Origin of the sequence: Cobetia sp. MMG027 (assembly GCF_027947415.1) — a bacterium.
In the GTDB taxonomy this organism is placed as follows: domain Bacteria; phylum Pseudomonadota; class Gammaproteobacteria; order Pseudomonadales; family Halomonadaceae; genus Cobetia; species Cobetia marina.
The window spans coordinates 41039-54072 of the sequence record NZ_JAQJIO010000011.1 but is presented as its reverse complement, the minus strand read 5'-3'; the positions used below and the strand labels follow the sequence as shown (position 1 = coordinate 54072).

Here is a 13034-nt window from a genome sequence, read left to right as displayed (position 1 = left end):
GGCACTCGCGACCTGACAGGGGCCCATGAGCTACCACCCATTGTCTGATGCACGAAAGGAGTCGAGATCATGATCACGGTGACGCGCCCCTATTTTCCCGAGCGGAAGAATTTCGATCGTTATGTGGATGCCATCTTCCAGAGCCGCTGGTTGACCAATCATGGCCCGCTGGAGCAGGAGCTGACCCGGCGCCTGGAGACCTATCTGGGCGTCAAGCATCTGCTGCTGGTCAGCAATGGCACCCTGGCACTGCAGGTGGCCTATCGCGCGCTGGGGATCAACAACGTGGTCGGGCAGCGCGAACCCGCCGAGGTCATCACGACTCCCTTCACCTTCATCGCCACGGCCAGCAGCCTGAAGTGGGAAGGGATGCAGCCGGTCTTCGCGGACATCGATCCTGCCACCCTGTGCCTGGACCCCGCACAGGTCGAGGCGGCCATCACGCCGCGTACCCGCGCCATCGTGCCGGTGCACGTGTTCGGCAACGCCTGTGACGTGGAAGCCATCGATGCGCTGGGGGAAGAGCACGACCTCAAGGTCATCTATGACGGCGCCCATGCCTTCGGCGCGACCTACCGTGGCAACAGCCTGCTGTCGTACGGGGATGCCAGCACCCTGAGCTTCCATGCCACCAAGCTGTTCCACAGCATCGAGGGCGGCGCGATCATCTTCAAGCGCAAGGAAGACCTGGAGCGTGCCCGCAAGATGATCAACTTCGGCATCACCGGTCCCGAGTGCATCGAGGAGCTGGGCATCAATGCCAAGATGAACGAGTTCCAGGCCGCCATGGGGCTGTGCGTGCTCGACGAGATCGAGGGCAACCTCGAGAGCCGCGCGCTGGTCTGGCATGCCTATGCCCAGGCGTTTCAGGGCAACGTGCAGCTTCAGGCACGTCAGCCGGGCGTCAGCCTCAACTACGCCTATTTCCCGATCATTCTGGAAAGCGAAAGTGTCCTGCTGGAGGTGATGCAGCGTCTGGAGCGGGAAGGCTACCAGCCGCGGCGCTATTTCTGCCCGTCGCTGGAGTCACTGGCATTTCTGGGGCGACCGGCGGCAGACCTGCAGGACGCGGACTTCCAGCAGCCCGAGATCGTGCATTCCAGAGACATCGCCAGCCGTATCCTGTGTCTGCCGTTGTTCTCGGGACTTCAGGTCAGCGAGATTCTCGCCGCGGTGCGCGTCATCGTCGATCGGCATCAGAAGGCAGCCTGAACGATGAACATCGCGATCATGCAACCCTACCTGTTGCCGCATCTGGGCTACTTCCAGCTGATGCACGCCTGTGACGAATTCCTCATCTATGACGACGTCGCCTACATCCCGCGTGGCTACATCAACCGCAACAGCGTGCTGCTGGGCGGCAAGGCCCATCGCTTCACGCTGTCGGTGCCGGATGCCTCACCCAATCGGCGCATCAGCGAGCTGTCGTTCGCACCGACCCCCCAGTCACTGTTGACCACTCTGCACCATGCCTATGCCAAGGCGCCGCATTACGCAGAGGTCATGCCGCTGCTGCAGACGATTCTCATGCATGAGGATCGCCGCATCGGGGCACTGTGCCAGTTCAGCTTCGAGACGATCTGCCGCTATCTGGGGCTCGAGTGTCGCTTCGCGCTGACCAGCGAGATGGATTACGAGCGCAGCCAGTCGGCGCAGGACCGTCTGATTGAACTTTCCCGCCAGCGCGGCGGGCGCGGCTACGTCAACAGTATCGGCGGGCGCAAGCTCTACCGGGGGGAGGCCTTCGAGCAGGCAGGGCTGCGTCTGTCCTTTCTCTCCAGCCATCCGCGTGATTACCGCCAGGCAGCGCCCGGCGCACGCGAGGGCGAGTTCGTCGGCAGTCTCTCGATCATCGATGTGCTGATGTGGTGCTCGCGCGCCGACGTCGTCTCGCGGCTGGCGGAGTACACCCTGCTGTCGGGAGATGCACCCTGGGGGCCCGCCGCTGAGGGCATGGAACAGCTCTGGCAGCCGTCGCTTGCAGAGCCTGCTTCGCGCCCGCGCGCCTCTTCACGAGAAGCAGCCGGAGGCGTCGCCGCGTGTCACTGACCCACAAGACGACCATCGGCATCCTGTGGAATTTCATGGATCAGCTGTTGCGCCGTGGCATGGCCAGCATCGTCACCTTGCTGCTGGCCCGTCTGCTGCTGCCGGAAGACTTCGGGCTGCTGGCCATGGTGCTGGTCTTTCTGACCATCGCCTCGGCCATGATGGATTCGGGCCTGCAGCAGGCCATCCTGCGTCTGCCGACTCTCGGCCCGCGTGATGCCAGCACCGCCTTCTTCAGCAACATCGGCTTCGGGGTGGTGGCCTATGCGCTGCTGTACTTCAGCGCCCCGTTGATTGCCGATTTCTACGCTGAACCACGGCTTGTCGTGCTGGTGCGTATCGGCGGGCTGGTGGTGCTGATCAACGCCTTCGAGGTGATCCAGGGCGCGATGCTCAACCGGGCACTGGATTTTCGCACCCGCATGAAGGCCGGCATCCCCGGCAGCGTGATCTCGGGCAGCGTCGCGGTGTTGCTGGGCTGGCTGGGCTTCGGGGTCTGGGCGCTGGTGGGCCAGATGCTGACGGCGGCCTTCGTGACCACGGCACTGATGTGGTGGTGGGGCAGCTGGCGTCCGCACCTGACCTTCGACATGGACGCCTTCAAGGCCATGTTCAGCTTCGGCTACAAGATGTTCCTGTCGCGCATGCTGGACGTGGTGTTCGTCAATCTCTACGTGCTGGTGATTGCCAAGCTGTTCGCGGCTTCGGTGGCGGGACTGTTCTTCTTTGCCGATCGCCTCAAGGAGCTGGTGCTCAATCAACTGGTCGCCGCGATCCAGAACGTGACCTTCCCGGCCCTGGCCAGCATCCAGCATGACCCGGTGCGGCTGAAGGATGCCTATCGACGCATTCTGCAGCTGATGGTCTATCTGCTGTTCCCCGGGGTGCTGCTGATGGCGGCGCTGGCCCGTCCGCTGTTCGAGGCACTGTTCCCCGACCGCTGGCTGGACGCCGTGCCCTATCTGCAGTTGATGTGCATCGCCGCCGTCATGTATCCGCTCAGTTCGCTCAACCTCAATGTGCTCAAGGTCAAGGGGCGCTCGGACCTGTTCCTGGGGCTTGAGGTGATCAAGAAGCTGCTGATCTGTGTGGTGCTGGCGCTCACCTGGCAACACGGCGTGATCGCGATCCTGATCGGTCAGATCGTGGTGGCGGTGCTGTCCTACATCCCCAATGCGTGGTTCTCGCGAACGCTGATCGATTACAGCATCCGCGAGCAGTGCGTCGACTTCCTGCCGAGCCTGATGCTGTCATCGGTCATCGCGCTTTGCTGCTGGCTGGCGGTGGAGCATCTGGCGGCATCGCCAGACTGGTCTCCGTGGGCGGCGCTGCTGGGACTGGGATGTCTCTCCGGCGCAAGTTACCTGTTGCTCTCTTGCCTGCTGCGCTTTCCGGCCTGGCAGTCGGGTGTTGGTCTGATACGAGATCGTCTTTCACAACGGAAAGTGGAGAATCTTCATGCTAGCTGAATTGAGCTATTCCCAGGCGCAGGGTACCCCGGTCACGGGGGGCGCCCTCGAGGAAGGGCCGATTCCGGTACCCCCGGCGCCGGCGGATGAAGCCACCATCATGGCGGACTGGGAGGGGAATCTCTCCACGCCGCGTGTCTCGGTGATGTGCTTCGCCTTCAATCACGGCGACTACATCGCGATGGCGCTGGATGGTTTTCTGATGCAGCGCACGCGGTTTCCCTTCGAGATCGTGGTGCATGATGATGCCTCCACCGACGGCACGCGCGAGATCATCGAGGACTATGCCGCGCGTTACCCCTCCATCATCCGGCCGATCCTGCAGGACGTGAACCAGTACTCGCAGCACGTGTGGCCCATCACCTTCTGCATGCCGGTGATGCGCGGCGACATCATCGCCTACTGCGAAGGGGATGATTACTGGGTCAAGGCCGACAAGCTGGCGCGTCAGGTGGCGCTGTTCGATGCCAACCCGCGTGCCACCGTGTGCTTCCACCCGGCCATCGAGTATGACGAGCATCGCGATGAGCATTCGATCATCTGCCGCTATGCCGACAGCGTCGCGCGTCTCTCCCCCGAGGCCATCATCGGGCTGCGGGGCGGCTCCATTCCGTCACCGGCGCTGACCTTCCGCCGCGTGGAGTCGCATGTGGACGCCATGCTGGAATCCTACCGTGGTGCGCCGATCATGGACTTCTTCCTACAGGCCTACATGGCGCTGCTGGGGGAGACGCTCTATTACGAGGATGCCGCCTGCGTCTATCGTCGCAACGCCAAGGGCTCCTGGACCTCCCAGCAGCAGGATCATGAGGTCGAGCAGCGCTACCAGCGCGACATGCTGGCCGCCATCGACACCTTCTATGGCGCCACGCGCACGCTGCCGGAAGCCGACACCCTGTATATCCCGCTCTATCACTATTTCAAGCAGTACGTGATGGCGCCCGGCACCACCCAGCAGCGCCTCGCCAACTTCCGCCGCGGGCTGGGCTATCTGCACCACATGCAGCGCAACAAGGTGCTGTCGCTGGTCCGCCGCGACATGTTCGCCAAGCTGACGCGTCGCAAGGCTGCCACGCCCGGGCAGGCGAAGGACACGGAGGCAGCGGCATGAACTATCGCAGCTACGGCGATCTGGGCCGTGACATCGCCAGTCAGATGTCACGCCTGCAGGCAGGGGACTTCGACCTGATCGTCGGCATTCCGCGCAGTGGCATGGTGCCGGCCTACATGATCAGCGCGATGCTCAATCGCGCCTGTACCGATCTCGATACCTTCCTGGCGGATGGCGTGCCCGGCAAGGGCATCACGCGCAAGTTGCGCGAGTCCACCGCCGGCGAGGGGGCCGAGGAAGGCACACGTTCCGCCTGGGCCTGTCGTCGCGTGCTGCTGGTGGATGACAGCCTCAACAGCGGTGCCTCGCTCAAGGCCTCCCTGGCGCGCATCCCGGCGGATTGCCCCTGCGAGATCATGACCTGCGTGATCTACGCCAACCCCGGGGTCACCAATGAAGTGGATCTGGCGCTCGTCGAGCTCGAACACCCGCGCGCCTTCCAGTGGAACCTCTTCCACCATCCGGCACTGGAGGATGCCTGCGTGGATATCGATGGCGTGCTGTGTCTCGATCCTTCCCCCGAAGACAACGATGACGGCCCGCGCTATCGCAGATTCCTGCTCGAGGCGACCCCGCTGCATCTGCCCACCTACCGGGTGCACTCGCTGGTCACCAACCGTCTCGAGAAGTACCGCCCCGAGACGGAGGCCTGGCTTGCGCGCCATGGCGTGAGCTATGAGCGACTGATCATGCTGGATCTGCCGAGCAAGGAAGCGCGACTGAAACTGGGCTGTCATGCCAGCCACAAGGCCGGCTATTACCGCGAGTCGGGCTGTCGGCTGTTCATCGAGAGTGAAGTGGGGCAGGCCAGCAGCATCGCGCAGATGACCGGCAAGCCGGTCTACTGCGTGGATGCCCAGCAGATGGTCAACCCCGAATGGCTGGCCATGCTGAAGTTGCAGCGTGGCAAGTGGATGACACGCCAATGCAAGCGTGGCATCCGCCGGGTGATGAAGCTGCTGCCGGCTTCCTGGGAGCGTCAGGCACGGGGCGTCTTCCAGCGAGTGGCATGAACCTCGCGCGGACACCCCCTCGGGGGTGTCCATCCACTGCAAAGGAATCGTTATGAAAACGCACAGGATGGCGCTATTCGTCTCGGCCGGCTCCGATCATGGCGAGACTCGTCAGATGCTGGCGCTGGCCGCGGGTCTGACCCGCCTGGGACACGAGGTGGATGTGGTACTGCCGCATGCCGAGGAAGACGTCGTCACGTCGCTGGCGCATGGCGTGCGTCTGGTGGAGCTTGGCAGGCAGGGGCCGTTGGCCCTGTCATTGGCCCTGACGCGCTACCTGGCGCGCCACAAGCCCTGTGTGCTGATGTCCAGCGGTCTGGAAGCCAACCTGACGGCGCTCAAGGCGGCGCGCCTCAATCGGCGGCGCGTGCCGGTGGTCATCCACCACGTCGCGGCGCTGGCGCAGGAGCTGGCAGCGGCGGGGAATCGTCGCGACGCGGCAAGACGTGCGATGGCGCTCAAGTATCCGCAGGCGGCATTGGTGATCGGGGCCAGCGAAGCGATCACTCAGGCACTGGCCAGCGAGGCAGGCATCCCGCAGGCGAATACCGCGCAACTGGATCTCGCGCCACAGCGCATCGGTGGCGCGGCGCACGCCGGGGAATCGTCTGCGGCGCTGGAAGAAGGGCCCTTGATGCGGTGTCTGTGGCTCTTGATGCAGGCGGCAGGCATGAACACGCAAGAGCTGGAAGACAGCCCGTCAGTCGCGTCCGCGACTCCCGCACGCGTGCAGGGACGGGACACGCAGACCGTGCCAATCACCGCGTTTGCGGGTGACAGGGCATCGGCGACGTATCGCGTCACGGCCAATGCCGGCCTGTCTGCTACACACACCGACGTCAGGGACTGAGCCGTTTCATGGAAGCCATACTGCTCGACCTGCCCAATCTGCTCGTCTGTCTGGTACTGGTGATGGTGGGCTTCGTGCGCGGGTGGGTGACCCGCAACGTCGCGATCATCCTGAGTCTGAGCAGCCTGGTGCCTTACCTGCTCAACAATGTGCTGTTCTCGCCGGAATACATGCCGGACCAGTTCCGTTACTGGGAGCAGGTACTGGCCATGCGCAGCATGGACTGGGACTCGATGGATCACTCGCTGACCGTCTCGTTCTCCTCGAGCCTGCTGGCCCTGCTGCCATTGCCGCTGGTGGAGACGATTTCCAGTCTGGGATTCTTCAACAAGTTTCTCTACATCGGCGGGCTGATGGTCATGCTGCGCCGCGGGATCATCTCGCATGCGGTGCTGCTGTTCCTGCTCTGCTACCCGAGTCTGGTGCTCTACAGCTCGCTGAGTCTGCGCGACACCCTGGTGACGGGCTTCATGCTGGCCAGCTTCCTGCTGGCCATCGAACGGCGACCGGGCTGGGCACTGCTGATGCTGATGCCGCTGTGGCTGATCAAGTTCCAGAACATGCTGATCATGCTGGTGTTCCTCGGCGTCTACGTGGTCTACGACGTCAGCCGCCGTGGCCTTTCCACCAAGCGCTTCTGCTGGTTGCTGGTCGGTCTGGTCGCCAGCGTACTGATCATCTATCCGCTGGCGGTGGACCAGATCAACTTCTTCCGCGCGGCCATGTACATCGAGGATGGCGGCAAGAAGGAGGATGTCGAGATCATCCAGGGCTTCGGCGACTTCGTGGTCACGGGCATCCAGGGGGCGCTGTACTTCCTGATCAAACCGTTGCCCTGGGAGGCGGCCAACCCGCTGCAGCTGATCCAGGCCGGCGAGAATCTGCTGGTGGTGGTCTTCCTCGTCTGGCTGACCCTGCAATGCTGGCAGGTCCAGCGCGAGAAGACGCTCTTCTGGCTGCTGTACCTGATCGGCGCCTTCACCATCTATGGACTGGTGGTCTTCAACTACGGGACGGCAGTGCGCTACCGCTTCCCGTTCCTGGTCATCTACGTGGTCTGCATGGCCTACGACACCGGGCTGATTCGCCGCTGGCAGCAGGAACGCCGCCCGGCCTTGCTCGACTGACGCCTCGCGCTGATCGCCTGCCCGCACACTTCCCGCCGCTCATGTGGCTGGCAGATCACCGGGCAGGCGATCCGTGCCCCTCGCTTGTTCCTCTGCATCACATGCCAAGGATAGCCACATGCCGACATCAGATTCCCGGCCCGCCACGGTGGTGCTGGTCTCCAACTCGTCCTTCTTCCTCTACAACTTCCATCGCGGTGTCATCGAGGGCCTGCGCGACACGGGCTATCGCGTGGTGTGTCTCGCTCCCACCGATGCACACAGTGCGCGCCTGGTCGATGAGCTCAAGGTCGAGCATCGGCCGCTGGGGATGGAAGGCAAGGGCACGTCACTCGTGGGTGAGGGCAAGAGCCTGATGGCGCTGTTGATGACGCTGCTCAAGCTCAGGCCACGCTATGTCCTCAACTTCACCATCAAGGCCAATATCTACTCGGGGCTTGCCTGTCGCCTGCTCAACATCCCCTACACCAACAACGTCTCGGGACTGGGTACCGCCTTCCTCCACGACAGCTGGCTGTTCCGCCGGGTACGGGCGCTGTACGGCATCGCCAATCGCGGCGCACGCTGCGTGTTCTTCGAGAATCGGGATGACCAGGCGCTGTTCCTGCGCATGGGGCTGCAGAAGTCGACACCTTCCGTGGTGCTGCCCGGTGCGGGGATCGACCCTGAACGCTTCGCCTTCACCGAACAGCCCCAGAGCCCGCCGCTGACCTTCGTGATGGTCGCGCGGCTCATCGCCGACAAGGGCGTGCGGGAATACGTGGCAGCGGCGGAACGCCTGCATGAGCGTTATCCCCAGGCACGCTTCTGGCTGATCGGACCATCGGGCATCAGCAACCGCACCGCGATCAGTGACGAGGAAATCGCCCAGTGGCGTGCGCGGGGCGTGCTGCATTATCTGGGGGAACAGCGTGATGTCAGGCCGTTCCTGGCCGAGTCCAACATCCTGGTGCTGCCGTCCTACCGAGAAGGCATGCCGCGTACGGTACTCGAAGCGGCCTCAATGGGGCGTCCCGCCATCGTCAGCGACGTGCCCGGCTGTCGCAGCTCGGTGCTGCCGGGGGCCACTGGCTGGCTGTGCGAGGCCGGCAGCATCGACTCTCTCGAGCAGCACATGCAGGCCTGCCTGGAAATGCCCCGCGAGGCCCTGGAGGCGGCGGGGCTGGCCTCACGGGAGCGTATCGAGCGCGAGTTCGATCAGGCCATCGTGGTACGGGCCTATCTCGGGTGCATGCAGCACACCCTGGCGCCGGAAATCGGACGGGGGCGCGGTGCGATGTCACCGGCCTGAGCGGCGAAAGCATGACGGATTTGCTGCTATGCAGTGCGGCGAATATCGGAAACGGCGTGCGCGCGAGAGGCGCATAATGGACAGACCACGTTACCTGTCAGGCCGTCATCCTTCTGGTGCCTGCGCCGCCGTTACCTTCACGTCGTCATCGCCTTGTCGTTACCACGCCCACACGGCGCGAGCCCGCGGTGTCAGTCTGCCGAGTAGAGGGCAGCGCATGATGGCGATTGCGCCATTTGACTGTTCTGCCAGTTGCCATGCACGTAATGGAAGCATCTCGGGGTCGTGCCCGGGATATCTGAGAATACATGGAGTAGAGAGTCATCATGCGTGGATATCGTTTCTGCACCCAATGTGGCGGTGCCAGCGTGCACCGTATCAAGCGCCACTGGTGGCAGCGGCTGATCGGGCTGCCGCCTCGCTATCATTGCGAGGACTGTGGCGTGATTGACCAGGTCTCCGACAGGGAGCATCACCCAGCTCTGCATGAGGCGAAGCCGGGCGGTAGAGCCTCCTCCTGAGCGACGCATGATGTCGTCGTGACACCGCGATCGTGGGCCGAGCTCGCGATTGTCAGGCGAGACAGCGCGATGGCCATGCGTGATCGACCCTCGCCAGAGCCCCCGGACATGGCTTCTCGCCAGAGCCCCTCGAACTGGCTTACGAGCTAGCCTTTCGAAATGGCTCACTCTATATCGTCCACTCGAAATAGCCCTTCAAAATAGACCCCGCCATCGACACTCGTCGGTGGCGGGTTTTTTCTGCGCCGGAGATTGTCATGTCTGGTGCACCGCGCCCCTGGCTGCGCCTGCCGGACACGGCTCTCCTGCGTGAATTTCCCTGCACGGAGCGCATGAGAAATGAAGATCCTGTTCATCGTCGGCAATCTTTCCAGTGACGGCGGTACGGAACGCGTGACCTGCGAGATCGCCAGTGGACTGGCACGCGCGGGACATGATGTCACCATCGCCAGCCTGTTCGGTCCCGCGACCACCTCCTTTCATCTCGATGACGCTGTCATGACCAGTGAGCTCAAGCTCAAGGAAGCGCGCGGTGGCGTGCGCCGCTTCATGGGCATCAGCTCGGGTCTGCTTGCCAAGGTGCGCCGCCATCAGGCGGATGCGGTGATTCTGGTGGACTCCATCCTGTTCGCCTTCTGTGCGTCATGGGCACCTTTCGTGCGTTCGCGACTGGTGTGCTGGGAGCACTTCAATCTCGGCACGCATCATGGCTCGCACCTGCGCACGGTGGGGCGCTCGACCGCGGTGCGTCTGGCGGATGCCATCGTGGTGCTGACCGAGCGGGACGCCACGGCGTGGCGTGCACGCTATGGCATCACCGACAAGGTGCAGGCGATCTGGAATCCGGTGCCGCGCATCTCCCAGGAGGATGCGCCGACTCAGGCATCGCGCACCGTGCTGGCCGTCGGCCGCCTCACCGAGCAGAAGGGGTTTGATGTCCTGCTGGAGGCCTGGGCCAGGGTCGCCCGTCAACATCCGGACTGGCGACTGCGCATCGTCGGCTGGGGAGAGGATGAGAACGCCCTCAAGGCCCAGGCCTGGACGCTGGGACTGAGCGAGAGCGTGGTCTTCGTCGGTCGCACCTCCCGGGTGGAAGAGGAGTATCAGCGGGCGGCGCTGTTCGCGATGAGTTCGCGCTGGGAGGGATTGCCGATGACGTTGCTGGAGGCGCAGTCCTTCGGTCTTCCCGTGGTCTCCACCAACTGCGAGACCGGCCCGGCGGAAATCCTCCAGGGCGGCAGTGGCGTGCTGGTGGATGTGGAAGATGCTGCGGCACTGGCGCGTGAGCTCTGCCTGCTGATCGAGGACGCGCCGCGGCGCCAGCAGATGTCCCTGCTGGCGCGCGAGAACGCGGCACGTTTCGATGCCGACGTCCTGTGTGACGAGTGGCAGCAGCTGCTGGCGCGCATGCTGCCCGGGCAGCGGGTGCTGGACAAGGCATCCTGAGGCTCGGCCTAGAATGCCTCGCGTCGTATCAGAAACGTGCCGGGGAGCAGGGTGCCAGCCAGTCCGGTAAGCCTTCGGCTAAACACTCGCTGACAAGTCGCCCGGTCACGCCCGCCAGGGTCACGCCGATATGCTGGTGGCCATAGGCATGGATCACGCGTGGCTCGTTGGGTGACGGGCCGATCACCGGCACGGAGTCCGGCAGGGTGGGGCGAAAGCCCAGCCAGCGCCGGGCTACTGGAGCATCCAGTTCCAGCACCCTGCGCACTCGGGTTTCCAGATAGTCGAAGCGGGCCGGGTTGGCGGGCCCCGCAAGCGAACTCAACTCCACGGTGCCTGCCACTCGCAGACGCGGCCCTTCGGCGCCTCGCAGAGGCGTCATGTAGAAGGCGCTCTCCACCGGACAGGTCGGGCGGTTGAGCGGCGAGTGCTCGAGATCGAATTCGATGTGGTAGCCACGCTCGGTATCCAACGGAATCCTGTCGCCGATCTGGCGGGCGAGATGTGCCGACCAGGCCCCGGCTGCCAGTACCACGCGGTCCGCCATCAGCCGTCTGCCGTCGGCGTACTCCAGCAGCATGCCGGAGGCCTGAGAGCTCAGGCGGGTGACCTCGGCGGTGACGAGTCGGCCCTCCTCACGCAGCGGAGCGGCCAGGGTATCGATGAACACCTGCGGGTCATCCAGATGACAGGAGGAGGGGAACAGCACGCCGCCGGCGGTATGGCCTGCCATGGCGGGTTCCAGCGCGATCAGCTCGTCCGCTGTCAGTACCTGCTGCTGGATGCCGAGCTGGTCACGCAGCCGGATATCGTCCTGTGCGGCCTGCAGGTTCTCGGCCTTGCCGTAGGCATATAGACAGCCCTTGCGCTGAATCATCCCGGCCGCCGCCGGGGCATCGTCCAGCAGCGGCTGATAGTCCTCGTAGGTGTGACTGAGCAGACGCGCCAGCATCTCGCTGTTGGCTCGAAAGCGCGTGGCGTTGCACTGACCCATGAAGCGCATCAGCCAGGGCGAGAGCCTCGGCAGGCACTTCCAGTCGATGACGAAGGGGGAGTCAGGTGACAGCAGCAGTGAGGGCATGCTGCGCCAGATCTCGGGGCGAGCGATGGGCAGGCAGCCATAATCCGCGAGGGTACTGGCATTGCCGAAGGAGGTGCCGCTGGCGATGCCCTCGCGCTCGATCATCGTCACCTCGTGGCCGCTGCGCCGCAGCCACAGGGCGCAGGCGACACCGACGGCGCCCGCGCCGATCACGGCCACTTCCGTGTGTTCGCTATCACTCATCGAATGCTCACCATGTTGTCTTGTCGTTGTTGTCGGGGTGCTTGCGCCGCAATGCATCGCGCCCCGGAGTCAGCCGGGGCGCAGAGTGTGACAACCCGAGCATGCCTCGCAGGGGATATCTCGGCAAGGGCGTCCTGCGTCTCGGCAGCGTGTCCGCCAGGGCGATGGGCGCCAGGCGATGAGCGACTTGCGGCGAGCGGTTCAGGAGCCGTTCGGCTCCTCGAAGGGCAGCGGGATGTCATCGCCACGCCGCACGGCGAACACGTTCAGCGTCATCGCCACCAGGGCGTAGTAACCCAGTATGCCAACCAGTTCGACCACGACCGTCTCGCCGAACATCGCGACGGCCTCGGCATACAGCGCATCATCGATGCGCCGCTCGGCGTAGAGCGCGCGGGTGAATCGGTGGATCAGCCGCTCATCATCGCGGTCGAACTCAGGCTCCCGCTCCTCGCGCAGTGCCGTGATGACATCCGGCGAGAGACCGGCCTGCTCGGCGATCGGCGCGTGGATCTGCCATTCCGCCTGGGATTTCCACCACACCGCCGTGGTGAGAATCGCCAGCTCGCTCAGGCGCAGCTCAAGGCCGGTGGCGTAGCGGCAGAAGGCGCCGAGGCGCTGGGCGTGATTGGCAAGCTCCGGACTGTGGACCCAAGCCAGAAACGGGCCATCGAGGTTGCCGCGCGGGCCGCTGAGAATCTCGGCGATCACCTCGCGTTGGGCTGCGCTCATGCTGGCCTCATCCAGTTCGGTCAGGCGCGATGTGATCGCCATGGCAGAAGCTCCGTTCTGTGGGTGAATGACAGGTCGCCGATCAGTACGGGTGCCAGCAGGCCCGGCGACAGGAACGGCAACGGATCGAGGGGGAAACA

General features: G+C 64.1%; 11 protein-coding genes. 9 read left to right on the top strand and 2 right to left on the bottom strand.

The window, feature by feature from the left end:
• The first annotated feature begins 69 nt into the window (after nt 1–69).
• The 9 genes from PJK54_RS15225 to PJK54_RS15185 all read left to right on the top strand — a co-directional run bounded on the left by PJK54_RS15225 (nt 70) and on the right by PJK54_RS15185 (nt 10877).
• A complete protein-coding gene (locus PJK54_RS15225; RefSeq protein ID WP_077374068.1) occupies nt 70–1212 on the top strand; it encodes a DegT/DnrJ/EryC1/StrS family aminotransferase in 1143 nt (380 codons plus the stop codon).
• Between the two features lie 3 nt (nt 1213–1215).
• Nucleotides 1216–2049 carry a WbqC family protein gene (locus tag PJK54_RS15220; protein ID WP_271303291.1) on the top strand — a complete coding sequence of 278 codons (834 nt, stop codon included), beginning with the start codon at nt 1216–1218 and terminating at the stop codon, nt 2047–2049.
• Nucleotides 2040–3518 carry a lipopolysaccharide biosynthesis protein gene (locus PJK54_RS15215; protein WP_084208244.1) on the top strand — a complete coding sequence of 493 codons (1479 nt, stop codon included), beginning with the start codon at nt 2040–2042 and terminating at the stop codon, nt 3516–3518. The genes PJK54_RS15220 and PJK54_RS15215 overlap by 10 nt, the downstream gene beginning before the upstream one ends.
• The gene (locus PJK54_RS15210; RefSeq protein WP_271303290.1) at nt 3508–4629 is read left to right on the top strand and encodes a glycosyltransferase family 2 protein; all 1122 of its coding nucleotides are present in this window, start codon (nt 3508–3510) and stop codon (nt 4627–4629) included. The genes PJK54_RS15215 and PJK54_RS15210 overlap by 11 nt, the downstream gene beginning before the upstream one ends.
• The gene (locus PJK54_RS15205) at nt 4626–5642 is read left to right on the top strand and encodes a phosphoribosyltransferase family protein (protein WP_271303289.1); all 1017 of its coding nucleotides are present in this window, start codon (nt 4626–4628) and stop codon (nt 5640–5642) included. Before PJK54_RS15210 ends, PJK54_RS15205 begins: the two co-directional genes overlap by 4 nt.
• Nucleotides 5643–5694: 52 nt before the next feature.
• Entirely contained in the window at nt 5695–6492 is a 798-nt protein-coding gene (locus tag PJK54_RS15200) for a glycosyltransferase family 4 protein (RefSeq protein ID WP_271303288.1), read from the top strand.
• A gap of 8 nt (nt 6493–6500) precedes the next feature.
• Nucleotides 6501–7619 (top strand): hypothetical protein, encoded by a 1119-nt coding sequence (locus PJK54_RS15195; protein WP_077374048.1) that lies wholly within the window; start codon nt 6501–6503, stop codon nt 7617–7619.
• Nucleotides 7620–7737: 118 nt separating this feature from the next.
• The gene (locus PJK54_RS15190) at nt 7738–8910 is read left to right on the top strand and encodes a glycosyltransferase family 4 protein (protein ID WP_084208247.1); all 1173 of its coding nucleotides are present in this window, start codon (nt 7738–7740) and stop codon (nt 8908–8910) included.
• An 860-nt stretch (nt 8911–9770) separates the two neighbouring features.
• On the top strand, nt 9771–10877 hold the full coding sequence (locus tag PJK54_RS15185) for a glycosyltransferase family 4 protein (RefSeq protein WP_271303287.1): 1107 nt from the start codon (nt 9771–9773) through the stop codon (nt 10875–10877).
• A 28-nt stretch (nt 10878–10905) separates the two neighbouring features.
• Here PJK54_RS15185 and PJK54_RS15180 read toward each other — a convergent pair whose 3' ends face one another.
• Together PJK54_RS15180 and PJK54_RS15175 are read right to left on the bottom strand one after the other, a co-directional pair.
• The gene (locus PJK54_RS15180) at nt 10906–12162 is read right to left on the bottom strand and encodes an NAD(P)/FAD-dependent oxidoreductase (RefSeq protein ID WP_271303286.1); all 1257 of its coding nucleotides are present in this window, start codon (nt 12160–12162) and stop codon (nt 10906–10908) included.
• Nucleotides 12163–12363: 201 nt separating this feature from the next.
• Nucleotides 12364–12936, bottom strand: coding sequence for a carboxymuconolactone decarboxylase family protein (locus PJK54_RS15175; protein WP_084208250.1), 573 nt, complete (start codon nt 12934–12936; stop codon nt 12364–12366).
• Between the last annotated feature and the right edge of the window lie 98 nt (nt 12937–13034).

Coding starts and splice junctions, on each gene's coding strand:
- PJK54_RS15190 (WP_084208247.1), top strand. CDS start 7,738: ATGCCGACATCAGATTCCCGGCCCGCCACGGTGGTGCTGGTCTCCAAC.
- PJK54_RS15225 (WP_077374068.1), top strand. CDS start 70: ATGATCACGGTGACGCGCCCCTATTTTCCCGAGCGGAAGAATTTCGAT.
- PJK54_RS15200 (WP_271303288.1), top strand. CDS start 5,695: ATGAAAACGCACAGGATGGCGCTATTCGTCTCGGCCGGCTCCGATCAT.
- PJK54_RS15180 (WP_271303286.1), bottom strand. CDS start 12,162: ATGAGTGATAGCGAACACACGGAAGTGGCCGTGATCGGCGCGGGCGCC.
- PJK54_RS15185 (WP_271303287.1), top strand. CDS start 9,771: ATGAAGATCCTGTTCATCGTCGGCAATCTTTCCAGTGACGGCGGTACG.
- PJK54_RS15175 (WP_084208250.1), bottom strand. CDS start 12,936: ATGGCGATCACATCGCGCCTGACCGAACTGGATGAGGCCAGCATGAGC.
- PJK54_RS15220 (WP_271303291.1), top strand. CDS start 1,216: ATGAACATCGCGATCATGCAACCCTACCTGTTGCCGCATCTGGGCTAC.
- PJK54_RS15205 (WP_271303289.1), top strand. CDS start 4,626: ATGAACTATCGCAGCTACGGCGATCTGGGCCGTGACATCGCCAGTCAG.
- PJK54_RS15210 (WP_271303290.1), top strand. CDS start 3,508: ATGCTAGCTGAATTGAGCTATTCCCAGGCGCAGGGTACCCCGGTCACG.
- PJK54_RS15195 (WP_077374048.1), top strand. CDS start 6,501: ATGGAAGCCATACTGCTCGACCTGCCCAATCTGCTCGTCTGTCTGGTA.